Here is a 22777-nt window from a genome sequence, read left to right as displayed (position 1 = left end):
AACTGCTCGTTCGACATGAACTGCAGACCCGGCCGGGCCAGCTCGGCGCGCATCAGCAGCGCCATCACGCCACCGATCAGGAAGAACGCGAACGACGTCGTCAGATACAGCGTGCCGATCGTCTTGTGATCGGTCGTGGTGAGCCATTGCACGGCCCTGGTGTCTCTGATCCTCTTCACGCCCCGCCTGTGTCCGCTCCCCCTCCCGTGGTTCACACTCGGCGGCGCGACAAGCGTCACGGAAGAAGGGTGTGACGATCCGGGGAGTGCCGGACACGAACGGAACATGAGCAACGACGAGATCTTCGCCGCTGCCTATCGCGAGCACTACTGGGCGGTCAGCCGCTATGTCGCGAGGCGGCTACAGGGGCGGGCCGGCGAAGTGGAGGAAGTGGTGGCGGAGGTTTTCACGGTCGCCTGGCGACGACGGGACGACCTGCCGGACGCGCCGCTGCCCTGGCTGTACGGGGTGGCCCGGAACTGCCTGGCGAACGCGGTACGCGGCTACGGGCGCAGGCGCCGGCTGGTGGACCGGCTGGGCAACGACGAGGCGGCGCACGCCCGGCACATCGTGGACAGCCCCGACGCCGAGTCTCCGGGCGCCTGGGTGCACGAGGCGCTGGACCGCCTCTCCCCGGCGGACCGGGAGGTGCTCCGCCTCGCCGCCTGGGAGGATCTCGAGGCCGAGCAGATCGCGGTCGCGCTGGGTTGTGGCAGACGCGCGGCCGCGATGCGCCTGCACCGCGCCCGCCGCCGGCTCAGGGCCGAGATCGACCGCCTGCGCCCGTCCGCACCGTCGCGCGCCGCGTGCCCGCCGCCCGCTGCGTCCCCGGCGCCCGCCGCGCCGGCCGGCCCTCGCGCGCGTCCGGGTGAGCTGCCGGACGCGCCGCCGCCCGGCCACCGCACACCTGCGGGGCCGCCGACGGACGCCCCGCACCCCGAGCGGCGCACCGCCGTTCCGATCGGCGTACCGCTGCACAAGGAACCCCGCCATGCCTGACGAACTCGATCTCCTCCGCCACGTCGACCCGGCCCCCGCGCACGGCCCGCACTTCGGGGACGGCCCACTGGACCACGGTGCCGAGCGACGGCTGGAGCTGCTGCTGAGCGAGCGTCCGTCCAGCCCCTCCCGGCTCCGCGGCCTGCCCGGTCGGCTCCGCGGCCTGCACTCCCGGCTCCGGGTTCCGCCCTCCCGGCTCCGGGTTCCGCCCTCCCTGCTCCGCGTTCCGCCCTCCCTGCTCCGCGTTCAGCGCGGCCGGCTGCGGTGGGGGCTCGCCGCCGCCGGCGTCGTCCTGAGCGTCACCCTCGCCACGCTGCTCGGCGGCCCGGACACCCCGCCCGCCGCCGCGGCGCCCCGCCCGCTGGTCGTACAGGCCGACTCCACCCCCGTACCCCTGGCGCTGCTGGCCGACCGGGCCGGGGCGGCCGCGGCGGACGGCTCGGCCGGCCTGCGCAAGGGCACGCACGCCCAGTCGTGGAGCATGGGCATGAGCGACCAGGCGCCGCCGATCACCCTGCCCCAGGAGACCATCGTGCGCTGGAAGCCGGACGGCACTCACACGGAGCTCGTCGTGGCGACCGATCCGCGCCACCCCGGCCGGCCCGTCCTCAGCGACGAGGGCGAGCACCCCGGACTGGTCGCGGACGGCCACGTGATCAGCCGGCAGACCTATCCGCCGAGCTGGAGCGACGCCCCGCCCGAGGCACCGCCGCCGCACGACGTCGAAGGGCTGCGCGGCTACCTGCGGGAGGCCGCGTACGTCCACGGCACGATGACCACCGGCGAACTCCTCGACGGTGTCGACTCGCTGCTGGACCACTGGACCCTCGGCGCCCGGGAGACCGAGGCACTCGCCCGTCTCCTGGCCCGCACCCCCGGATTGCACCCCGTCGGCCGGGTGACCGACCGGCTGGGGCGCACCGGCCAGGCCTATGTGCACGACGACCCGTCCGGTGCTCGGCGCATGCTCATCATGGACCCGTCAACCGGGGCCGTCCTGGGCCTGGAGTCGACCGCCGCCAAGGCCGACCCCCGGTTCCGCCTGAAGGCCGGGGACGTCATGTCGTACGTCGCCTGGATGCGCTGAGCCGCCAGGGGGCCGCGCGCCGCCGCGGACCGCCGTCGCGTCGACCGGCAACTCCCGTGCCGGGCGCGTGGTGTTCACCGTGGGCGGCCGTGCCGGGTCCGCGCGACCGGCGGCAGCACGCGACGCCGTCGCGCCGTTCTCAGCACCGACCGGAGCACGGCGACGGACACCGGCGGACCTGCCCCGGAGGCGGCCGCCCGCCGCCGCGGATGCGCCCGGCGGGCCCGGCCCAGGGCCGCACGGGCGGAGAAGGTCCAGGTCAGCCGGGTGCTGACCTGGACCCGCGCGATCCTTCTCGAGCCGCCCGCCATGCCGGGGCGTGCCTACTCGTCCCAGGCCTGGACGATCAGCTGGTCGGTGATCTTGCCGTCGCGCAAGGTGACCATCGATTCGGCCAGGACCCGGGTGCCGTCCGCGTACTCGCAGGACTCGCTGAAGGCGGCGCGGTCGCCCTGCACGACGCACTCCTCCAGCTTGTGCGTCATGTCGCGGCTGTAGATGTCGTCCAGCAACTCGGCGATCCGGCCCCGGCCGTGGAGGACGGTGGGATGGCTGGGCTGGTTGGCGTGGTCGACGATGCGGATCTCCGCGTCGTCGGCGTAGAGCGACAGAAGGTTGTTCCCGGTGTTCCCTTCTATGGCCCGGCGCAGTGTCTCGGTGTCGAAGGCGGAACCTGTCGAGGTGCCCATGATGATCTCCCTCAGGTGCCCGCGGCCCGACGAGGGGCAGGCCGCTCGGGCCCCACCTCCGAGCGTCCTCCGGCCCGGCGGCCTCGGCAAGCGCAGGCGCCGTGCTCCGCCTCACGGGTGAGTGCGGGCCGCCGGCCGTGTCCGGCCGGGGCCCACCGCCGTTGCTGAGGGCATGATCTCAACACGACGTATCGCCGCCGCCGTCGGTCTGGCCGCCGGGGTCGCCGGCCTCGCCGCACCGACGGCGAACGCGGCCGACGCCGGCGCACCTCTCGTCGGGAAGCTCGGCGCGGTGACCACGCTGGACACGCTCGCCGTCAGCGACATCCCGGCGCCGGAGAGGGACCGGGTCCCGCGGGTCTCAGAGCAGTTGCAGTCGCTGGAGCATCTGCGCGACCTGAACCAGCTGAACCAGGTGGAGCAGGTCCTCGCCCCCGCCGCGCCCCTGCTCGGCCTGGCGTCCGGCATCCACTGACCGCACAGCAGACGTGAGGGCCGCCCCCGTCAGAGGCGGCCCTCACCGCTGTCCGGGCGCGAGCGGCGCACCGTGTCCTGACGGTTCGGCCATCGCCGCCGCCGGGGCACGCGGAACACCCGCCGTGAACTCCCGCGAGCCGTACGGGTATTGCCGCGACGAAATGGCCATGTTCGGTCGCGTTCCCGTCCGATCGCGTCTGTCCGGTCACGCCGGGGCGGCGAGCCCGAACCGGCAGAGCCGCGGCGGCCGGTGTCTCGCACGCCGCCGGTGGCCGAAAGATCCACGATCACCCTCGTGGTCCGTCCCCGCTACCGATCGGTCCCGCGTAGGGTCGGCAGGGACGGCAATCGAAGGAAGGGGCCAGGCCATGGCGCAGGAAGTACGCGGCGTGATCGCACCGGGGAAGGACGAACCCGTACGGGTCGAGACGATCGTGGTGCCGGACCCCGGGCCCGGTGAGGCCGTCGTGCAGATCCAGGCCTGCGGCGTCTGCCACACCGACCTGCACTACAAGCAGGGAGGCATCTCCGACGACTTCCCCTTCCTCCTCGGCCACGAGGCCGCCGGTGTGGTGGAGTCGGTCGGCGCCGGCGTCACCGACGTGGCACCCGGTGACTTCGTCGTCCTCAACTGGCGTGCCGTGTGCGGCAACTGCCGGGCCTGTCTGCGTGGCCGGCCCTGGTACTGCTTCGACACCCACAACGCCGGGCAGAAGATGACCCTCGCCGCCACCGGGCAGGAACTCTCCCCGGCGCTCGGCATCGGCGCGTTCGCCGAGAAGACGCTGGTCGCCGCGGGGCAGTGCACCAAGGTCGACCCGGCCGTCTCCCCGGCGGTCGCCGGACTGCTGGGCTGCGGGGTCATGGCCGGCATCGGCGCCGCGATCAACACGGGAAACGTCGGCCGGGGAGACACGGTCGCCGTCATCGGATGCGGCGGCGTCGGTGACGCGGCCGTCGCCGGCTCCCGTCTGGCCGGCGCGGCGAAGATCATCGCCGTGGACATCGACGACCGCAAGCTGGACAAGGCCCGCACCCTGGGCGCCACCCACACCGTCGACTCCCGGCAGACCGACCCGGTCGAGGCGATCCGCGAGCTGACCGGCGGCTTCGGCGCCGACGTCGTCATCGAGGCCGTCGGCCACCCCGAGACGTACAAGCAGGCCTTCTACGCCCGCGACCTCGCCGGCACCGTCGTCCTCGTCGGCGTCCCCACCCCCGAGATGAAGCTCGAACTGCCCCTGCTGGACGTCTTCGGCCGCGGCGGCGCCCTGAAGTCCTCCTGGTACGGCGACTGCCTGCCCAGCCGCGACTTCCCGATGCTCATCGACCTGCATCTGCAGGGCCGCCTGCCGCTGGACGCCTTCGTCACCGAGACCATCCAGCTCGACGAGGTGGAGAAGGCCTTCGAGCGGATGCACCAGGGTGACGTCCTGCGCTCGGTGGTGGTGCTCTGATGACCACGCGCATCGAACGCCTCGTCACCTCCGGCCAGTTCAGCCTCGACGGCGGCACCTGGGACGTCGACAACAACGTGTGGATCGTCGGCGACGAACGCGAAGTGATCGTCATCGACGCCGCCCACGACGCCGAGGCCATCGCCGAGGCCGTGGCCGACCGCCGGCTGACCGCCATCGTGTGCACCCACGCCCACAACGACCACATCGACGCCGCCCCCGCGCTCGCCGACCTCACCGGCGCCCTCATCTGGCTGCACCCGGACGACCTGCCGCTGTGGAGACTCACCCACCCGGACCGCGACCCCGACCGGCACCTCGTCGACGGCCAGGTCATCGAGGCCGCCGGCGCCGATCTGACCGTCCTGCACACCCCGGGCCACGCCCCCGGCGCCGTCTGCCTGTACGACCCCGGCCTCGGCGCCGTCTTCACCGGAGACACCCTCTTCCAGGGCGGCCCCGGCGCCACCGGACGCTCCTACTCCCACTTCCCGACGATCATCGACTCCATCCGCGACCGGCTGCTCGGCCTCCCGTCCGAGACCAAGGTCCTCACCGGTCACGGCGACCCCACCACCATCGGCGCCGAGGCCCCCCACCTGCAGGAATGGATCGAGCGGGGGCACTGACGGGCGAGTGCCACGACGCCGGTGGACCGAGTGCCACGATGCCGGTGGACACGGACGCCGGTACACACGGACGCCGGTACACACGGACACCGGTACACACGGACGCCGGTAAACACGACAGAAGATGTCCGGCTTTCCCGTGAGAGTGGAGGACGACCGCACTCGCACCACCCGGGAGGCCGAACATGTCAGGACCGCTGCAGGACAAGGTGGCGCTGGTCGCCGGGGCGACCCGGGGCGCCGGACGCGGCATCGCCGTGGAACTCGGCGCGGCCGGCGCCACCGTCTACGTCAGCGGCCGCAGCACCCGCGCCCACCGCTCGGAGTACGACCGCCCCGAGACGATCGAGGACACCGCCGACCTCGTCACCGCGGCCGGCGGGCGCGGCATCGCCGTACCGGCCGACCACCTGGACCACACCGCCGTACGGGCCCTGGTCGACCGCATCGCGGACGAGCACGGCCGTCTCGACGTCCTCGTCAACGACATCTGGGGAGCCGAGAAACTCTTCGCCTGGGACACCCCCGTCTGGGAGCACGACCTCGACGACGGGCTCAGACTGCTCCGGCTCGCCGTCGAGACCCACGCCGTCACCAGCCACTACGCGCTGCCCCTGCTGCTGCGCCACCCCGGCGGGCTGGTCGTGGAGGTCACCGACGGCACCGCCGACTACAACCGCGACACCTACCGCGTGAACTTCTTCTACGACCTCGCCAAGACCTCCGTGCTGCGCATGGCCTTCGCCCTCGGCCACGAGCTGGGCCCGCGCGGCGCCACGGCCGTGGCACTGACTCCCGGCTGGCTGCGCTCGGAGATCATGCTCGAGGAGTTCGGCGTCCGCGAGGACAACTGGCGCGACGCCCTCGGCCGGGAACCGCACTTCGCCATCTCCGAGACACCCCGGTACCCCGGCCGCGCCGTCGCCGCCCTGGCTGCCGACGAGAACGTGACGCGGTTCAACGGGCAGTCCCTCTCCAGCGGTGGCCTGGCCCGCGAGTACGGCTTCACCGACGTCGACGGAAGCCGCCCCGACGCCTGGCGGTACCTGGTCGAGGTGCAGGACGCGGGCAGGCCGGCGGACGTCACCGGTTACCGGTGACCGGCGGGGTCCGTCCGTTCCGGTGAAAGGGCGCACCCGGGCGCCGTACGGTCGGCCCATGACCGATCACACCCGCTTCGCGGGACACGGAGTTCTCGTCACGGGCGCGGCCCGTGGCATCGGTGCCGCAGTCGCCCGGCGGCTCGCCGAGGAGGGCGGCCGGGTCCTGGTCACCGACCGGGACCTGCCCGAGGCCGAGCGGACCGCGGCCGGCCTGCGCCGGCGGGGCCTGGCCGCCGAGGCGTTCGCGTGCGACGTCGCCGACCGCGCCGGCGTCGAGCGGGCCGTCGACCGTACGGTGGCCGCCTTCGGCTCGCTCGACGTGCTCGTCAACTGCGCCGCCCACTGCACACCGGACACCCCGCTCTTCGAGGACGGACCCGACGACTCCTGGTCGCTCGACCTCGACGTCACCCTCACCGGCGCCTACCGCTGCTGCCGCGCCGCGCTGCCGCACCTCGCCGCCCGCGGACGCGGGGCGATCGTGAGCATCGGGTCCGTCAACGGCCTGCAGGACTTCGGCAATCACGCCTACAGCGCCGCCAAGGCGGCCCTCGGCTCCCTCACCCGGACCCTCGCCGGGCACGCGGCGGCCCGCGGTGTCCGGGTGAACCTCGTGCTGCCGGGGACGGTCCGCACCTCCGCATGGGAGGGCCGGGACGACGACCTCGGCGCCGTGCGGGCCCTGTATCCGCTCGGCCGGGTCGGCGAGCCCGAGGACATCGCCGCCGCGGTCGCCTTCCTCGCCTCCCGCGACGCCGCCTGGATCACCGGCACCACCCTCGTGGTCGACGGCGGCCTCACCGCCGTGAACACCGGCTTCCACGAGGCCGTACGGCACTCCCGCTGAACCTCGGCCCGAGACCGCCGCCGGTGCCGCCAGCACCCGGTCGGTGTCGGCCTCGGTCGTGCCGTGCGCGAAGTTAACCGTTTCGTCACAGCCTGACCGGAACGGCAACCCTGCCGCCCCCGGACAGGTCTAGCAGTGCGGAACCGCGGGAATCGCGCAGGGAAACACCCGGGGGAGGCCCTGGGAAAGGGCAGAAGGAGAAGTGTCCAGCATGGGGGACATACGCAGACGAGGTGTTGTCGCACTCGGCGTCACGGGACTGGTGGCGCCGCTCGCGCTCGCCCTCACCGCGGCACCGGCGCAGGCGGCGAGCTGCACCACGCAGAAGGGGCCGTACCAGAAGCAGGTGGAGAAGTTCCTCGGCCGCCCGGTCGACGGCAAGCAGTCCGCCGCCGACTGCAAGGCGACCCAGGCCTTCCAGCGCAAGCACGGCATCACGCCCGACATCGGGTACGCGGGACCCGTCACCTGGGGTGTGATGGATCTCATCAACAAGCAGAAGGCCGTCGGGAACAAGCCGAACAAGGACGGCAAGTGCCCGGTGAACAAGGGCCGGATCGCCTGCGTGAACCTCACGCTCCAGCTGAGCTGGATCCAGGACGGCAAGAAGCTCGTCTACGGGCCCGTACCGGTGCGTACCGGGCGGGACGGCTACGAGACCCGCACCGGCCTGAAGAAGATCTACTGGCGGGACATCGACCACGTCTCGAACCTCTACGACGTGTCGATGCCCTACAGCCAGTTCTTCGACGGCGGCCAGGCCTTCCACTCGGTGGGCCTGAGCATGTGGAACCCGCCGGGCTCGCACGGCTGCGTCAACATGACCGGCAAGGACGCGAAGAAGTACTGGTCACTGCTGAAGAACGGCGACGACGTCTTCGTCTACGGCCGCAAGCCGGGCACCTGAGCCCCGCATGCCGGGTGCGTTCCCCGGCACCCGGGGTGGCCGCCCTCACCCTGCCGTACCGACGCGTACGCGACGACGTCCGGCAGGGTGAAGGCGTGACCCGGATCACCGGCTTCGCGACACCGCCGAGGATCCCGCGCGCCTGGAGGGGGCCCGGTCCCCACGGGTGTGGCATGGAACACGGACCGCGAGACCGGCCGGAACCGCCGTGTCACCGCTCCGGTCGCCGGCGCCGGGCCCTGCGGAGGAGTGAACTCCCGCTGGCGCTCGCCTCATTGACGTGATGAGTAACACGGTCCGAAATGTCCGTATCGAGGGTGCTTGCTCACGGCGCCTTCACGTCGCTCGGCATATGCTTCACAGCATGTCCACCACTGTTGAAGCCGTCTCCGAGCGATCGGCCGCGGAGGTCAACGAGGAGATCCGGGCCCTGTGGCTCCGGTCGGGCGGGACACTGACGACCGAGCAGCGCGAGGAGTACCAGCGCCTCGTGCTGGAGTGGGCCGCAGCGGCCCCGCAGTCGCAGCCGCACCGGGCGGCCTGAACCACCCGGCGCGCAGCGCGCCTGACCGTCCCGGGCACCCGTGAGCGAACGGGTGCCCTTCTCGTACACCTCCGGCCGGCCCCGACCCGGCCCCCGTCACCTCCGGCCCGACCCCCGGCTCACAGAGCCGGAGCCGGCCGGTCAGCCCCACGTCGCCGAGTAGTACCGCTGATAGGCCTTGCGGTCCTGCTCTGCCCGGATGTACCGGGTCGCGACCAGAGCGATCAGACTTCCCGCGATCACCAGCAGGCCCGGGCCCACGTTCCGGGTGTCCGTCAGCCGCGCCAGCAGGGTGCCGGCCTCCGACGCGCCCGTGACCGGCGCCGAGGAGCCGGGTGAGGCCGCGCTGGGGGCCATCGCGCCCTGCGCCCCGGACGCCGGCGGTGCGGGGGAGCCCTGGGCGCCGCCCGCGTTCTGCGCCGACGCGATCAGCCGGACCCCGAGGGCCGACATCGCCTTGGTCACCGGCTGGAAGAAGGTCGTGCCGCCCGTCGTGCAGTCACCGTTGCCGCCCGAGGTGATGCCCAGCGCGATGCCCTCGGAGAACAACGGACCGCCGCTGTCGCCCGGCTCGGCGCAGACATTGGTCTCGATGAGCCCGGTGACCGCGCCCTCCGGATAGTTGACGGTCGCGTTCAGCGCCGTGACCTGGCCGTCGCGCAGCCCGCTGGTGCTGCCGCTGCGGAACACCCGCTGCCCCACCGTGGGATCGGCGGCCCCGGTGATGCGCACACCCTTGCCGCCGCCGACCGCTACCACGTCGGCCCCCGCGCCGGCCTTCCCGGAGGCGTACTGGACGAGGGAGAAGTCGTTTCCGGGGAAGGCGCTGTTGACCGTGTTGCCGAGCTGCCGGTCGCCCTGGTTGTCGGCGAACCAGGTGGACCCGGCGGGACCGCAGTGGCCGGCGGTGAGGATGAAGTCGCTCTGCCCGTTGGTGACGTTGAACCCGGCCGAGCAGCGGCCACCGGTCGACAGGATCGGCTGGGCACCGTTCAGCCGTGTGGTGAAGGTGCCCTTCATGCGCTCCATCTGCACGAAAGCGCCGATGCGCGCCGCCACTCGGGTCATGCGTGACCAGTCACCGGCGGACACCGTGCTGTCGGCCCGCACGGTGACCCGGTTGGTGCGGTAGTCCACCGCCCAGGCCGTGCCCGCCACGCGCGGCGCCGAACGCAGCGTCGCGGTGGCCGACTTCAGTTCGTTCATGCTGTGGGAGACGACCTTCGCCTCGGCCCCCGCCCGCCGGACCGTCCGGGCCGCCGCGTCGTCGGTGACCGCGACGACCGGCCGCCCGTCGGCGCCGATCCAGCTGCCCGCCGTCCGAGCGGTGCCCAGCCGCGCCACCAGTGCGGCGCCGGTGTCCCCGGCATCGCCGGCCGAGCTGAGCGGTCTGGCCGCGGCCCCTGGTGTCTCGCTCGCCATGGCCGCCTGGGTGACCATCGCCCCTCCCAGGAGGAGTCCGCCGACCGCCGCCAGCCGTGTCACTCGCCGGACGACCCGTCGTCGTGCGTGCCGCATGCATGGCTCCCGAAGCCGAACCCGGATGCGCGATGCCCGCCTCGGCATCGCCGGGCCCCCGGGTGGTCGAGGGCCCGATCCTCCATACGCAGGCCACGGCCACGGCGTTCACCCAAGACGCCGATCCTCTCGGGGCGTCACCGTCACCGTCACCGTCACCGTCACCGTCACCGGCATCGGCACCTAGCCTCACCGGCACCGCACCTCACCAGCCCGGTACCTCACCATCACCATCACCGGTGACCCGGTGACCCGGTGACCCGGTGACCCGGTGACCCGGTGACCCGGTGACGGCCCTGCGCGGCGCTCAGTTCTTGCGGGCCACCCCGCCGAACATGGCGACCTCCTCCGGCGCGGCCCCGTGAGCGTGCTCCGGGCGCCAGCGGGAGCAGGACACCACACCCGGCTCCAGCAGCTCCAGACCGTCGAAGAACCGGACCACGTCCTCGGGAGTCCGCTGGGTCAGCTTCGGGGTGCCGTGCTCGTTCCAGAACTTCACCGCCTCGTCCACGTCCGGCATCGACGGGCTGGTGACGGTGTGCGACAGCACCAGGTGGCTGCCCGGGGGAAGCCGGTCCATCAACTGCCGCACCAGGGCGTACGGGTCCTCCTCGTCGCCGATGAAGATGACCACGCCGAGCAGTATCAGCGCCACCGGCTGGGCGAAGTCCAGGGACCCCGCCGCGTGTTCGAGGATCGCGTCGACGTTGCGCAGGTCCTCGTCCAGATAGTCGGTACGGCCCTCGGGCGTGCTGGTCAGCAGGGCCCGGGCGTGGGCGAGGACGAGCGGATCGTTGTCGACGTACACGATCCGCGAATCCGGCGCGACCCGCTGCGCGACCTCGTGCGTGTTGTCGGCGGTGGGCAGCCCGGTGCCGATGTCCAGGAACTGCCGGATGCCCACCTCGCCGGCCAGGTGCCGCACGGCGCGGCCGAGGAACAGCCGGTCGGCTCGCGCGTACTCGCCGATGCCCGGGTGCAGTTGGCGGATCTGGTCACCGGCCGCACGGTCGACCTCGTAGTTGTCCTTGCCGCCGAGCCAGTAGTTCCAGATCCGGGCGGTGTGCGGCTGCCCGGTGTTGATGCGCGCGCGCAGCGAGACGGCCACGTCGTTGGTGGCTGCCGGGTTGTCGGTCACGTGGGTCAGCTCCTGGATGCCAGTGGGCGGATTCACCGTTCAAGGTGCAATCTAGACGTCCGAGTTGATCTCTGCCGCCCGACCGGGGATTTCCGGTGCCGCCCCGACGCCCACGCTGTCCGCGGGCTCCCGGGGGGCCGGCCCGAAGGCGCCCGAACCCTGCCGTGGTCCGCGGGACCGGACCGGCCTCCCCCCGGCATCGCCCGCCCGGCCCGGTGCGTCCTTCGTGTCCGTGTTTCCGGCCGCACGGCAGCCGCCTATCTTGAGGCCATGACCAGCATCCCGCACGAGAACCCCGGCGAACCGGACCCGCTGCGTGCCCTCGACCTGACACGGCTGCGACGCCGTACGAGCATGAAATGGCGCACCCACCCCGAGGACGTACTGCCGCTGTGGGTGGCCGAGATGGACGTGCCGCTCGCCGAACCCGTCGTCCGCGCCGTCACCGACGCGCTCGCCCTCGGCGACACCGGCTACCCCGCCGGCACCGGCTACGCCGAGGCACTCGCCGCGTTCGCCGCCGCCCGCTGGGACTGGCCCGGGATCGCCGCCGAGCGCACCGCGATCGTGCCGGACGTGATGCTCGGAGCGGTCGAGATGCTCGGACTCGTCACCGGGCCCGGCGATCCGGTCGTCGTCAACTCACCTGTGTATCCGCCGTTCTACCAGTTCATCACCCACATGGACCGCCGGGTGGTCGAGGACCCGCTCGATGCCGGTATGCGCATCGACCCGGCCTCGCTGGAAGAAACCTTCAAGCGGGTGACGGCGGGCGGCGGGCGCGCCGCCTACCTGCTGTGCAGCCCGCACAACCCCACCGGCACCCTGCACACCGCCACCGAACTGGCCACCATCGCCGGTCTCGCCGAACGGTACGGCGTCCGGGTCGTCGCGGACGAGATCCACGCCCCGGTCGTCGCCCCCGGCGCCGCCTTCGTGCCGTACCTGAGCGTGCCGGGCGCCGAACGCGGCCTGTCCCTGATGTCCGCCAGCAAGGGCTGGAACCTGGCCGGGATCAAGGCCGCCCTCGTCATCGCCGGGCCCGGCGCCGAAGCCGACCTCGACCGCCTCCCCGAAGAGGTCGGCCACGGAGCCAGCCACCTGGGCGTCATCGCGCACACCGCGGCGCTGCGCCACGCCACCGGCTGGCTCGACGCGCTGCTGCCCGGAATCCAGGCCAACCGCCGGCTGCTCGCCGGCCTGCTCGCCGAGCACCTGCCGGCCGTCCGCCTCCACCCGGGCGAGGCCACCTACCTCGCCTGGCTCGACTGCCGGGCCCTCGGCCTCGGCGACGACCCCGCCCGTATCCTCCTCGACCGCGGCCGGGTCGCCCTCAGCTCCGGCCTGCCCTTCGGCACCGGCGGCGCGGGGCACGTACGGCTGAACCTCGCGACGTCCCCCGAGATCCTCACCGAGGGCGTACGGCGCATGGCAGCCGCACTGCGCTGATCCGGCGGCCTCCTAGACTGCCGGTCATGGACGACACCGCGTTGGACCGGCTCGGCTCCGGCAAGTACCTGCTGGTGACCAGCTATCGCAGGAACGGCACCTCGGTCGCCACCCCCGTGTGGGTGGTCCGCGACGGGGACGCCCTCGGGGTCTGGACGACCGCCGACAGCTACAAGGTCAAGCGGATCCGGCGCCGCTCCGACGTCCTCGTCGGCCCCTGCGACCTGCGCGGCAACCCGACCGGCGACCAGGTGCCGGCCACCGCCCGGATCACCGACGCGGTCACGACCGCCCGCTACCGCGACCTCATCGCCCGCAAGTACGGCCTCGTGGGCCGCCTCACCCTGCTGGGCAGCCGGCTGCGCCGCGGCCTGGACGGCACGGTCGGCATCCGGGTGACCCTCACGAACTGAGGGCCACCCGGGGAGCACGCCCTACGACGCGTCCACCACCGTCCCGGTCAGCACCAGGCCGCCCGACTGCGGCTCACCGGTCTCGGGGTCGAGCTGCCGGAACCGGACCGACTCCGCCGGCTCGGTCACCCGGTCCTTCACCGTGGGCACGGTGATGTCGGCACCGGTCTGCCCCGGTGGCACGTTCACCCACAGGTAGAGGCCGTCCACCTCGGACAGCCGGCGCTCCGGGTCCGCCTTCGCCCCGGCGGTGTCCCGCAGCCAGTTCGCCGGCACGTCCTTGGTGGACAGCTCCTTCGCGCCGGCCGGCGCGACCGCGAACATCGTGGACATGTCGACGTCGACCGCCTCGGACAGCGACACCCGCCACTTCAGCGGCTTCCCCTCCGGCACCCGGCCGGCGACCGGGGAGACGGTCATCCTGGGCGCCGGATCGTCGTTGCGGACGGTGATCCCGCCCCGGTAGGAGCCCACGACCGCGCCGTGGACCGCCTTGACCAGAACGTCGTACGACACGTCGGCGCCGTACCGCGTATTGCCCTTCACCGTGACCGGCACGTCGATGCCGTGACCGCCCGCACGCACCGTGACCAGCCGGTCCGCGGCCCGGCCGGTCGCCGGGTCGAGTACGTACACCCGGACCTGACCGCTGCCCCGGCCCGTCACCCGGACCGGAACGTGATGGGTGCGCACGCCCGAATCGCCCTCGTCCACGGTGGCGCGGCCCACGTCCACGCGCGGCACCGCGCCCGTACGCACCGCAGGGGTGCCCGCCCGCCAGCCCCAGGCGTCCATCAGCCAGGCCTTGCCGGCGCCCGAACGCGGAGTGAGCACAAGGGACTTGACCGACTTCAGGTCGAGTCCCGCGCGGGTGGCCGCGGTCAGCGGCACCCGGATCTCGCGGGCCCAGTAGGAGGCGGTCCGCTCACTTCCCGGCAGGCCGTCGGCACGCACCCGGCCGAGCGTCGCCTTCCGGCCGGCCGCGTCGGTCAGGGACACGTCCAGCTGGGTGCCCCGGGAGTTCGGCGGCACGAACAGCCGCAGCGCCAGCGACGTGGCACCGGACAGCGACAGCGGCTTTCGGGCGCTCACCCGCACCGGCCCGCCGGCGCGGGTCCAGCGCAGCGCGATCGCATGCCGGCCGGCCTCCCGGCCGGTCTCCCACTGCGCGAAATGCGGCGAGGAACCCTTGGCCCCGTCGCCCAGGCACGCCTTGGCCGGGCTCGGGTCCACCGCGTCGCACAGCCTGCCGCCGGCAACCGACACCCCGCCGTCCGGCAGGAAACCGGCACCCCGGCGCGCACCCACCGCGTGACTGAGCACCCGGGCCGGGTCCGCCGACGGCGCCCGCTTCCCGGATCCGTCCAGCAGCGGCCGCACCCGGTCGTCGCCGGCCAGGAACAGCCGCGCCGCGGCGGCTATGTAGGTGGAGCCCGCCCGGTGCTGCTGGCCGGCCGTCAGCCGGGTCGCGGCACGCTTGCCGCACACGGGGTCGCCGTCGCCGAAGAAGTCGTCCTCGGAGGGCGCCGCCGACCGGCCTGGAGTCCACTCGGAGTTGAAGTAGTTGTGGTTCGCGCCGACGACGTACACGGCGCTGTGCAGCGCGGTGCCGTTGCCGACCGCGCGCGTGCCGTCGACGTACACCTCGCCCTGCAGATCCGAGACGTCACCGTCGCAGCCCGGCAGGATCGTCACGGACGGCACGTCGGGCACCGGGTTCTGGCCGAAGACGGTGGGGCCGATCAGGACCGTGCCGCGGATGTGCCAGCGGACCGGTCCTTGGTAGCCGTCCTGGCCGGCGGGCGGCGGGTAGAGGCTGTCCAGCGCGGCCCGGTTCACGCCCTCGCCACCGCGCGAGTGACCCACCAGCAGCACCCGGGACAGATCGGCGCGGGGCGCCTGCCGTACGACCGCCGGCGCCTTCTCGGGGTGTGCGGCCCAGTCGGCCCACCGGGCCAGGTGCAGCCGCACCAGCGAGGAGCGGGCCTGCGCGCCGCCGTCCTCGGCGGCCCCGTCCTGGCCGTTGACGCCGTTCGCGGAGATCGACACGGTCACGTAGCCCTGCGAGGCCAGCAGTTTCTGGTCGCTCAGATAGCCGCGGTGGCTCGGCACCGGCTTCGTGCCGCCCTTACAGGGCCAGTCGCCGGTGATGCCGTCACCCTTGTAGCAGGTGTAGTGGCGGCCGTGCAGGAACAGCGCGAGCGGACGCCTCCCGGACGCGCCGACCGGGGCGACGACCACCGCGCCCATCTCCACCGGCGCCGGGAAGCCAGGCAGCCGAACCGACTTCAGGTGATACTCGCCCGTCCTGGTGCGGTACGAACCGGGCTTGCCCGGATCGACGGCGTTCGCGGGCAGCGGGGCGGGCGGCCGGACCGCAGGCGCGGCCCCGGAGGCGTCCGGCGCGTCCAGACGGCGCCCTCCGGACCAGACCTGCAGACCACTCCACCCCGCCGTTCGCAGCGCGTCGAGCGGAAGCCGGAGGGTGTGCCCGTCGGCACCCGGCTTCGGCAGGCCCAACAGGCGTCCACCGGAGCGGAATTCGACACGGGCGTCGCCCATCGGCACCGGCCGGCGCGACCGCCATTCCAGCTGCGGTGCCGAACGCCCGTCGGTGATCCGCCACCCGGGTGGCAGCGCCCCTCCGTCCGGATCCGTCGACGTCCTTGCGTGTGCGGGTGGTCGATCCTGCGCGGCGACTGCCGCTCCCGGGGTTGCTCCCGCCACCGCGAGCAACGCGACGGCGGTCACTCCTGCGAACCGGGCACGGACCACTGATCCTCCTCGAAACGGAGCACGGGCGTCCCGTCCGTACCGGGAGCCCCTCGCGCCGGAGGATGGAGAGTGGAGACTGTGGGTTGCCTGTGCGGCAGAAGTGATGGATCACACCCGCGCCGGGCCCGACAGGCCACCTGACGTATGCGGTTCCGCGCCGCCTCGACCGCGGTGCGGGCGTCCGCCTCACCGGCGGTGTGGGCGTCCGCCTCGCCGGCAGTGGGGCCGTCCGCCTCGCCGGCGTAAGGGCGTCGGCGCCGTACGCTCCGCGTGGTCCGTGTGGTCCGCCCTGCCGCACGCGGCCGTCAGGCGGACTCCGTCCTCAGGTCCAGGCCCGGAACGGTTCGTCCGTCAGCTGGAAGACCGGCTCGCCGCGCACCGGGTCCTTCGCGGTCGACAGCCGGACCCGGTCGCCGCTGTGGATGCCGATCGGGGGGCCCATGACCCGGCCGCGGACGACGAAGCCCTCGGCCATCTCCACGAGCGAAACATTGCGCGCCGCCGGTGTGTTGCGGTGCACCACGGTGGAGTGGCGGACCGTGCCCATCCCCTCGCTGCGCTCCGTGCGCAGGTCACTGCCCTGGCACACCGGACACAGCAGCCGGTGGTACATCGCGGTGGCGCACCAGGTGCAGCGCTGGAAGAGGATGGCGTCCCTGGAGTCCGCGGCGGCGGGGTCGAGGACACCCGTCGCGGAACCGGCCGCCGGATACGAGACGCTTGCTGAGTGGTGGTACACGTGGTCAACTCCCTGCGCTCGGCCGGAAACCCGCGTGCCCGGCGCGAACCGGACACACGCGTGCCCGGCAGCCGTGCCACCGTGCACGCCGCACAGCGTATGGCACTGAGTGTCACTCGTAAAGGCACTCCGTACCCCTAATTTCGCGGGGAGCCGCACGTCAGGGGCGGCCGAGCGCCGATTCCCACTCCTGCACCACGCGCCACACGGGGGAGTCGCGGCGGGAGACGAGCACCACCACGTCGTCCGGATGCGCGGTCCGTTCGCCGGCCGGCACCGGTCCGCCGGGCACGGCCTCGGCGGAAGCGTCCGCCGCGTGCCCGAACGCCCGCTGCACGCACCCCAGCGCGTGGTCCACCGCCGCGCCCGCGTCCCCCGTCCCGTCCGACCGCAGCCAGGAGCGCAGGGCGTTGTTGTGCGCGGCGACGACCGCGGCCGCGATCACGTCCGCCCGCAGCGTCCCGTCGGGCCGCCCGGCGAACCGCCCGCGCAGATACTCGGCGAGGGCGCGCTCGTAGCGCCACACCACCGACAGCTCGTAGGCGCGCAGGCCCGGCACCTTCCTGGTGAGCCGGTAGCGCTGCACCGAGAAGGCCGGATTCTCCGCGTACATCCCCAGCACCATCCGGGCCGCGTCGCACACCCGTCGCACCGGCTCGTGCTCCTCGTCGCCCGCCGCGAGGAACGCGGTCATGTCGGCCAGGCAGCGCTCGTGGTCGGGGAAGACCACGTCCTCCTTGGAGGGGAAGTAGCGGAAGAACGAACGCCGGCCGACCCCGGCCAGCGCGACGATGTCGTCCACCGTGGTCTGCTCGTACCCGCGGTCCAGGAAGAGCCGGAAGGCCGCCGCGACCAGGGCGTCCCGCATCGGCGGCTTCGCGGCCGGCGCCGCGCTGCTGGAGCTCATGGACGGGAACGTAGCACCTACGGGGCGTTTGCTGGCACTCAGTGCAGTGCGGACGCCTTTATGGGGGAACTTAGTGCTGTCAGGGGGGTTCGTCCGAACACCGGAGCGATCGAATTGATTGGAATCGATCGACATGATTGTGGGGCGTAGAGTGAGCGACTCGGGATCACTGTGCCAGGGGGAGCCCCATGCGACTGCACGTCGACCAGCGCCACGAGCGGGTGCTCGAACTCGTCCGCGAGCGGGGCAGCATCCGCGTGGCCGAGCTGGCGGCCGAACTCGGTGTCTCCGCGGTGACCTTGAGGCGCGACGTGGAGGCGCTCGCGGCCCAGGGCCGGGTGCAGCGGCTGCACGGAGCGGTGGTCTGGCCGGGCGACGCCGCCGCCCCCGAGCGGCGTCCGCCGTCCGCCGGGGGAGCCGTGATCGGAATGATCGTGCCGACGACGGTCAGCATCTTCGCCGACATCGTGCGCGGCGCCCGCGAAGCCGTCGGTGCCCAGGGCGGCCGCCTCGTCCTCGGCGTCACCGGCTATGTCGACACCGAGGACTCCGTGCAGGCGCGGCACCTGGTGGCCGGTGGCGCCCAGGGGCTGCTGGTGGCGCCCAGCTGGTTCGGCGGCGTGCCCGAGGCCGGGCAGGAGAAGTGGCTCGTGGAGTGCCCGGTGCCCACCGTCCTGGTGGAGCGTTCGGCGCCGCCCGGCAACCCGGCCGCCGACCTGGACCGGGTCCGCACCGACCGGGCCCACGGCGCGGTCCTCGCCGTGGGGCACCTGGCCGCCCTCGGCCACCGCCGGATCACCGCCCTCCTCCAGGAGGGCCCGCACGCCGCCCGGATCAGCGCCGGTTTCCAGGCCGCCGTGCGCGCCCGGGGCGTCGACGTGGACCAGGGAGCCCCCAGCGTGCGGGAGCACGGCGACTACGACGCCGGCGTCGACTACCTCGTCCGGGCCGTCCGTGAACGCGGCGTCACCGCCGCCCTCGTGCACAGTGACGAGGACGCCATCGTGCTCGTGCCCCGGCTCCGGGCGCACGGTCTGCGTGTGCCCGGCGACCTCGCGCTCATCGCCTACGACGACCAGGTCGCCGCTCTCGCGGACGTGCCCCTGACCGCCGTCGCCCCGCCCACGCACTCGGTCGGCGAACTGGCGGCCGGGCTCGTGCTGCAGCGTCTCGCCGAGAAGACGGCCGGGCGGCGCCCGGGACCCCGGCAACACCTCGACCTGCTCCCGGAGTTGCGGATCCGTTCCTCCTGCGGCGGCCGGACCGCCACCGAGGCCTCCTGACCGATCCAGGGGCGGGCGCTCAGCGAAACGATCGTCTAGCGATCATTTTGATTATCTTGGTCGAACGCTCTTGACGTTGATCGTGCGCGCACAAAGGATGTCCTGCGACCGCCTCTTCCCGTACGAGGTCTCACAGGAGCCGTGCCATGACGCGTACGCCACGCTCGTTCCGCGCACTCACCGCCACCGCGGCCGTCGCCGCGCTGGGGCTGCTCGCCACCGCCTGCGGCGGCGGGGACGGTGACGGTTCGTCGGACGCCGCCTCCGACGGCAAGCCGGTGACCATCGAGTACTGGACCTGGACCCTCGGCGCCAAGTCGACCGTGGACGCCTTCAACAAGACGCACAAGGACGTCAAGGTGAGGTTCACCGAGATCCCGAGCGGCACCGAGGGCTACGGCAAGCTGGCCAACGCCGTGAAGGCGGGCAACGCACCCGACGTGGCCACGATCGAGTACCAGATGGTCCCCGAGTTCGCCAGCCAGGGCAATCTGGTCGACCTGACCGAGTACGCCGGTGAAACGGTCAGGTCCGAGTTCCCCAAGCCGGTCCGGTCCCTGGTCACCTTCGGCGGCCGCACCTGGACCGTCCCCTACGACGTGGCACCCCAACTGCTCTACTACCGCACCGACCTGTTCAAGAAGTACGGCATCACCGTCCCCCGAACCTGGGACGACTTCGAGAAGGCCGCCGAGAAGGTCAAGCACCGGGACAAGAACGTCCGCCTGGCCTCCGTCCCGAAGAACGACCCCGCCCTGCTGGCCGCGCTCGCCTGGCAGGCGGGCGGCAGATGGTTCGGCACCGAGGGCGACGCCTGGAAGACCGGCGTGAACGACGCCGCCACCAGGAAGGTCACCGCCTACTGGGACCGACTGGTCGAGGACGGCCTCGTGCAGACCTTCACCAGCTACAGCCCGGAGGAGACCAAGGCCCGCGCCCAGGGCAGGACGCTGTCCTTCCTCGGCGCCTCCTGGTCCGCCGGCGGCATGAAGACCGCCCTGCCCGACCTCAAGGGCAAGTGGGCCGCCGCGCCCATGCCCGACTGGGGCACCCCCGCCGCCGGCAACTACGGCGGCACCTCCTACGGCGTCCTCAAGGGCAGTGAACACGTCAGAGCCGCGGCCGAGTTCATCACCTGGCTCACCACGAACAAGGCGGGTGTCAAGGCCCGGCTCGCCGACCTCGAGTCGCCGAGCAGCGCCCTGCCCGCCGACCCGGACATGCGCGAGGTCGCCGCGGCCGCGTTCGACACCTCCTACTTCGCCGGGCAGGACGTGTACGGGCTCGCCTCGCAGCAGGCCGACACCATCGTCCCCGGCTGGACCTGGGGACCCGACCAGATGGACGTCTACACCGCCATCCAGGACGCCACCGCCAAGTCGGGCTTCACCGCGGGAATCGAGGCGGGCGAGCGGAAGGCCGAGTCCGGCATCACCGACCGGGGCCTGAAGCTCGCCGAGTGACCCCCACGGGGCTCAGGAGGGGAGCGGTGCGGGTGCGGCACGCCGAGGGGGAACGCGGCACCCGCACCGAACGGCCCCTGACCGCACCCCCGCGGCCCTCGCCCCGGACCCCTCCTGACCGCACCCCCGCGGCCCTCACCCCGAACGGCCCCTCGCCGCACCCCCGCCGCCCTCGCCCCGGACCCCTCCTGACCGCACCCGCGCGGTACGGAGACGGAGGCGGCGCCCGACCGCATTCACGGCGCACGACGGCTCGGTCCCCGGCCGCACCCGCGCGGCACCACAGGCCGGCTCCCGACCGCACCCGCGCGGGACCACGGCCCGGTGCCTGACCGTGCCCGCGCCTCCCGGGCCCCCTCTCCTCCCTAGCGCCCCTCTCCCCATCCGCCCCGACCCCGAAGGAGCCGCCGTGGCAGCACCCCCGGCCCGAACCGCAGGACCGCCGGCCGCAGAGCGGCGCCCGGCCGGCCCGTCCTCGGCCGGCCCGTCCTCGGCCGGGCCGTCCTCGGCCGGGCCGACCGGCGCCGGGCGGCTCAGGCGCAGCCAGCGCCGTACCGCAGCCCTGCTCATCACCCCGTTCTTCGTGCTGTTCGCCGCCGTCATGGTCGCGCCGATTGGCTACGCGCTCTGGATGAGCCTCTTCCGGGAACGTTCCTCCGGACTCGGCTTCGGCGGCACCCGGCGCGTGTTCGCCGGACTCGGCAACTACACCGCCGCCCTCTCCGACGCCGGATTCCGCGCCTCGTTCACGCACATCGCGCTCTACTGCGTCCTGTACATCCCCGTACTGACCGGCGGCTCGCTCGCCCTCGCGCTGCTCGTCGACTCCGCCCTCGCCCGCGCCCGACGCTTCTTCCAGCTGGCCCTGTTCCTGCCCCACGCGATCCCCGGCCTGATCGCCTCGATCATCTGGATCTACCTCTACACGCCGGGCCTGAGCCCCGTGCTCGACTGGATCCAAGCGGCCGGTGGCCACTGGGACTTCTACGCCGACGACCACGTGCTGCTCTCGATGGTCAACCTGTCCGCCTGGCAGTGGACCGGCTACAACACGGTCATCTTCTACGCCGCCCTCCAGGCCGTACCGCGGGAAGTGATCGAAGCGGCCGTCGTGGACGGCGCCGGTGGACTGCGCACCGCGCTGCAGATCAAGATCCCGATGATCGCCTCGGCGATCGTCATGACCGTCCTGTTCACCTGCGTCGGCGCGATCCAGATCTTCACCGAACCGAAGCTGCTGGGCCAGCGCGGAGCGCCCTCGATCGACACCGAGTGGTCGCCCACCCTGTTCATCTGGAAGGCGGGATTCGTGCGCCACGACTACGGTCTCGCGGCCGCGGCCTCCCTGCTGCTCGCCGCACTCGGCATCGTGCTCTCCTTCGTCGTCACCCGACTCGGCAACCGCTGGAAGGCGGCGGCATGACCACCCTCACCCACGGCACCTCCGCACCCGGCCGGGAGCCCGCCACCGGCCCCCGCTCCCGCCCCGCCGGCCGCGGCCGCGCCCCGGCGAGCGCCCTGCTGGCCAAGGGCGTCGTCAACGGACTGCTCGTCCTCGCCGCCTGCTACACCCTGCTGCCCGTCAGCTGGCTGCTCATCGCCGCCACCAAGAACCACCGCGACCTCTTCGCCACCTCCGGCTTCGCCCTGGGCGACCTCAACCTGTGGGCCAACCTGCGGCACCTGTTCACCTTCGACGACGGCATCTACCTGCGCTGGTTCGGCAACAGCATGCTGTACTCCGTCGTCGGCTCCGCCGTCTCCAGTCTCATCTGCGTCGCCACCGGATACGCCTTCGACAAGTACGACTTCAAGGGCAAGGAGAGACTCTTCGGGCTCGTTCTCGGCGGCGTCCTCGTCCCCAGCACCGTCATCCAGCTGCCCATGTACCTGCTCGCCACCGAGGCCGGCATCGTCAACACCTACTGGGCGCTGTTGCTGCCCGCCCTGGTCAACCCGTTCGGCGTCTACCTGGCCCGGGTCTTCTCCGAAGGCCATGTGCCCGGCGAGGTCCTGGAGGCCGCCCGCATCGACGGCGCCGGCGAACTGCGCACCTTCACCCGCATCGGGCTGCCCCTGCTCGCGCCCGGCTTCATGACCATCTTCCTGTTCTCCTTCACCGCCAGCTGGAACAATTTCTTCGGCGCGCTCGTCATGCTCAACGACGACCACCTCTACCCGGTCAACCTGGGGCTGTTCATGTGGAACAGCGTCACCCAGCAGCAGCCCGAGTACTACGCGCTCGTGATCACCGGCTCGCTCGTGGCCGTCCTCCCGCTGATCGCCGCCTTCGTCTGCCTGCAGCGCTTCTGGCGCTCCGGCCTGACCGCGGGCGCGGTGAAGTGAAGGTGAC

General features: G+C 72.7%; 20 protein-coding genes and 2 pseudogenes. 15 read left to right on the top strand and 7 right to left on the bottom strand.

The window, feature by feature from the left end; translation table 11 throughout:
• Window positions 1-179: pseudogene (locus ACGFT2_RS08820) on the bottom strand (cytochrome ubiquinol oxidase subunit I); the annotation flags it as partial.
• Window positions 180-285: 106 nt separating this feature from the next.
• Here ACGFT2_RS08820 and ACGFT2_RS08815 point away from each other — a divergent pair.
• Both ACGFT2_RS08815 and ACGFT2_RS08810 read left to right on the top strand, forming a co-directional pair.
• Window positions 286-789: pseudogene (locus ACGFT2_RS08815) on the top strand (RNA polymerase sigma factor); the annotation flags it as partial.
• Window positions 790-991: 202 nt separating this feature from the next.
• Complete coding sequence (locus ACGFT2_RS08810) at window positions 992-2086, top strand: CU044_5270 family protein (RefSeq protein ID WP_393274913.1); 1095 nt, start codon at window positions 992-994, stop codon at window positions 2084-2086.
• Window positions 2087-2409: 323 nt separating this feature from the next.
• Here ACGFT2_RS08810 and ACGFT2_RS08805 read toward each other — a convergent pair whose 3' ends face one another.
• The gene (locus ACGFT2_RS08805; protein WP_393274912.1) at window positions 2410-2775 is read right to left on the bottom strand and encodes a nuclear transport factor 2 family protein; all 366 of its coding nucleotides are present in this window, start codon (window positions 2773-2775) and stop codon (window positions 2410-2412) included.
• Window positions 2776-2947: 172 nt separating this feature from the next.
• On the opposite strand from ACGFT2_RS08805, the gene ACGFT2_RS08800 reads away from it, so the two are divergent.
• From ACGFT2_RS08800 to ACGFT2_RS08770, 7 genes are all read left to right on the top strand, one after another.
• Entirely contained in the window at window positions 2948-3250 is a 303-nt protein-coding gene (locus ACGFT2_RS08800) for a hypothetical protein (RefSeq protein WP_393274910.1), read from the top strand.
• A 370-nt stretch (window positions 3251-3620) separates the two neighbouring features.
• The gene (locus ACGFT2_RS08795) at window positions 3621-4709 is read left to right on the top strand and encodes an S-(hydroxymethyl)mycothiol dehydrogenase (protein ID WP_393274908.1); all 1089 of its coding nucleotides are present in this window, start codon (window positions 3621-3623) and stop codon (window positions 4707-4709) included.
• Entirely contained in the window at window positions 4709-5338 is a 630-nt protein-coding gene (locus ACGFT2_RS08790) for an MBL fold metallo-hydrolase (RefSeq protein ID WP_393274906.1), read from the top strand. The genes ACGFT2_RS08795 and ACGFT2_RS08790 overlap by 1 nt, the downstream gene beginning before the upstream one ends.
• Before the next feature lie 185 nt (window positions 5339-5523).
• Entirely contained in the window at window positions 5524-6438 is a 915-nt protein-coding gene (locus tag ACGFT2_RS08785; RefSeq protein ID WP_393274904.1) for an SDR family oxidoreductase, read from the top strand.
• 58 nt (window positions 6439-6496) lie between these two features.
• Window positions 6497-7288: an SDR family NAD(P)-dependent oxidoreductase gene (locus ACGFT2_RS08780; protein ID WP_393274902.1), complete on the top strand. Its 792-nt coding sequence runs from the start codon at window positions 6497-6499 to the stop codon at window positions 7286-7288.
• Window positions 7289-7499: 211 nt separating this feature from the next.
• Window positions 7500-8195 (top strand): L,D-transpeptidase family protein, encoded by a 696-nt coding sequence (locus ACGFT2_RS08775; protein ID WP_393274900.1) that lies wholly within the window; start codon window positions 7500-7502, stop codon window positions 8193-8195.
• Between the two features lie 352 nt (window positions 8196-8547).
• The gene (locus ACGFT2_RS08770) at window positions 8548-8739 is read left to right on the top strand and encodes a hypothetical protein (protein ID WP_353602310.1); all 192 of its coding nucleotides are present in this window, start codon (window positions 8548-8550) and stop codon (window positions 8737-8739) included.
• Between the two features lie 141 nt (window positions 8740-8880).
• Here ACGFT2_RS08770 and ACGFT2_RS08765 read toward each other — a convergent pair whose 3' ends face one another.
• Entirely contained in the window at window positions 8881-10257 is a 1377-nt protein-coding gene (locus tag ACGFT2_RS08765) for a S1 family peptidase (protein WP_393274898.1), read from the bottom strand.
• A 307-nt stretch (window positions 10258-10564) separates the two neighbouring features.
• Window positions 10565-11395 (bottom strand): SAM-dependent methyltransferase, encoded by an 831-nt coding sequence (locus tag ACGFT2_RS08760; RefSeq protein ID WP_393274964.1) that lies wholly within the window; start codon window positions 11393-11395, stop codon window positions 10565-10567.
• Between the two features lie 270 nt (window positions 11396-11665).
• Here ACGFT2_RS08760 and ACGFT2_RS08755 point away from each other — a divergent pair, with 270 nt between their 5' ends.
• Both ACGFT2_RS08755 and ACGFT2_RS08750 read left to right on the top strand, forming a co-directional pair.
• Window positions 11666-12844, top strand: coding sequence for a MalY/PatB family protein (locus tag ACGFT2_RS08755; protein WP_393274896.1), 1179 nt, complete (start codon window positions 11666-11668; stop codon window positions 12842-12844).
• A gap of 26 nt (window positions 12845-12870) precedes the next feature.
• Window positions 12871-13257 (top strand): PPOX class F420-dependent oxidoreductase, encoded by a 387-nt coding sequence (locus ACGFT2_RS08750; RefSeq protein WP_393274894.1) that lies wholly within the window; start codon window positions 12871-12873, stop codon window positions 13255-13257.
• Window positions 13258-13278: 21 nt separating this feature from the next.
• On the opposite strand, the gene ACGFT2_RS08745 is transcribed toward ACGFT2_RS08750, so the two are convergent.
• The 3 genes from ACGFT2_RS08745 to ACGFT2_RS08735 all read right to left on the bottom strand — a co-directional run bounded on the left by ACGFT2_RS08745 (window position 13279) and on the right by ACGFT2_RS08735 (window position 17678).
• Entirely contained in the window at window positions 13279-16032 is a 2754-nt protein-coding gene (locus ACGFT2_RS08745; RefSeq protein WP_393274892.1) for an alpha/beta hydrolase family protein, read from the bottom strand.
• Between the two features lie 322 nt (window positions 16033-16354).
• Window positions 16355-16771: a Zn-ribbon domain-containing OB-fold protein gene (locus ACGFT2_RS08740; protein ID WP_393274890.1), complete on the bottom strand. Its 417-nt coding sequence runs from the start codon at window positions 16769-16771 to the stop codon at window positions 16355-16357.
• 160 nt (window positions 16772-16931) lie between these two features.
• Complete coding sequence (locus ACGFT2_RS08735) at window positions 16932-17678, bottom strand: TetR family transcriptional regulator (protein ID WP_393274888.1); 747 nt, start codon at window positions 17676-17678, stop codon at window positions 16932-16934.
• A gap of 188 nt (window positions 17679-17866) precedes the next feature.
• On the opposite strand from ACGFT2_RS08735, the gene ACGFT2_RS08730 reads away from it, so the two are divergent.
• From ACGFT2_RS08730 to ACGFT2_RS08715, 4 genes are all read left to right on the top strand, one after another.
• Window positions 17867-18961 carry a substrate-binding domain-containing protein gene (locus ACGFT2_RS08730; RefSeq protein ID WP_393274886.1) on the top strand — a complete coding sequence of 365 codons (1095 nt, stop codon included), beginning with the start codon at window positions 17867-17869 and terminating at the stop codon, window positions 18959-18961.
• Between the two features lie 146 nt (window positions 18962-19107).
• The gene (locus tag ACGFT2_RS08725; protein WP_393274883.1) at window positions 19108-20424 is read left to right on the top strand and encodes an ABC transporter substrate-binding protein; all 1317 of its coding nucleotides are present in this window, start codon (window positions 19108-19110) and stop codon (window positions 20422-20424) included.
• Between the two features lie 409 nt (window positions 20425-20833).
• Entirely contained in the window at window positions 20834-21847 is a 1014-nt protein-coding gene (locus tag ACGFT2_RS08720) for an ABC transporter permease subunit (protein ID WP_393274881.1), read from the top strand.
• The gene (locus ACGFT2_RS08715; protein ID WP_393274879.1) at window positions 21844-22770 is read left to right on the top strand and encodes a carbohydrate ABC transporter permease; all 927 of its coding nucleotides are present in this window, start codon (window positions 21844-21846) and stop codon (window positions 22768-22770) included. Before ACGFT2_RS08720 ends, ACGFT2_RS08715 begins: the two co-directional genes overlap by 4 nt.
• Window positions 22771-22777: the final 7 nt, after the last annotated feature.

This window comes from Streptomyces sp. NPDC048514 (genome assembly GCF_043199955.1).
In the GTDB taxonomy this organism is placed as follows: Bacteria; Actinomycetota; Actinomycetes; order Streptomycetales; family Streptomycetaceae; genus Streptomyces.
This window is presented reverse-complemented; position numbering and strand designations above follow the sequence as displayed.

Bases quoted from the DNA above. Each gene is read 5' to 3' on its own strand.
- ACGFT2_RS08775 (WP_393274900.1), top strand. From the start codon at position 7,500: ATGGGGGACATACGCAGACGAGGTGTTGTCGCACTCGGCGTCACGGGA.
- ACGFT2_RS08715 (WP_393274879.1), top strand. From the start codon at position 21,844: ATGACCACCCTCACCCACGGCACCTCCGCACCCGGCCGGGAGCCCGCC.
- ACGFT2_RS08770 (WP_353602310.1), top strand. From the start codon at position 8,548: ATGCTTCACAGCATGTCCACCACTGTTGAAGCCGTCTCCGAGCGATCG.
- ACGFT2_RS08765 (WP_393274898.1), bottom strand. From the start codon at position 10,257: ATGCGGCACGCACGACGACGGGTCGTCCGGCGAGTGACACGGCTGGCG.
- ACGFT2_RS08790 (WP_393274906.1), top strand. From the start codon at position 4,709: ATGACCACGCGCATCGAACGCCTCGTCACCTCCGGCCAGTTCAGCCTC.
- ACGFT2_RS08785 (WP_393274904.1), top strand. From the start codon at position 5,524: ATGTCAGGACCGCTGCAGGACAAGGTGGCGCTGGTCGCCGGGGCGACC.
- ACGFT2_RS08755 (WP_393274896.1), top strand. From the start codon at position 11,666: ATGACCAGCATCCCGCACGAGAACCCCGGCGAACCGGACCCGCTGCGT.
- ACGFT2_RS08800 (WP_393274910.1), top strand. From the start codon at position 2,948: ATGATCTCAACACGACGTATCGCCGCCGCCGTCGGTCTGGCCGCCGGG.
- ACGFT2_RS08805 (WP_393274912.1), bottom strand. From the start codon at position 2,775: ATGGGCACCTCGACAGGTTCCGCCTTCGACACCGAGACACTGCGCCGG.
- ACGFT2_RS08725 (WP_393274883.1), top strand. From the start codon at position 19,108: ATGACGCGTACGCCACGCTCGTTCCGCGCACTCACCGCCACCGCGGCC.
- ACGFT2_RS08735 (WP_393274888.1), bottom strand. From the start codon at position 17,678: ATGAGCTCCAGCAGCGCGGCGCCGGCCGCGAAGCCGCCGATGCGGGAC.
- ACGFT2_RS08730 (WP_393274886.1), top strand. From the start codon at position 17,867: ATGCGACTGCACGTCGACCAGCGCCACGAGCGGGTGCTCGAACTCGTC.
- ACGFT2_RS08750 (WP_393274894.1), top strand. From the start codon at position 12,871: ATGGACGACACCGCGTTGGACCGGCTCGGCTCCGGCAAGTACCTGCTG.
- ACGFT2_RS08810 (WP_393274913.1), top strand. From the start codon at position 992: ATGCCTGACGAACTCGATCTCCTCCGCCACGTCGACCCGGCCCCCGCG.
- ACGFT2_RS08795 (WP_393274908.1), top strand. From the start codon at position 3,621: ATGGCGCAGGAAGTACGCGGCGTGATCGCACCGGGGAAGGACGAACCC.
- ACGFT2_RS08780 (WP_393274902.1), top strand. From the start codon at position 6,497: ATGACCGATCACACCCGCTTCGCGGGACACGGAGTTCTCGTCACGGGC.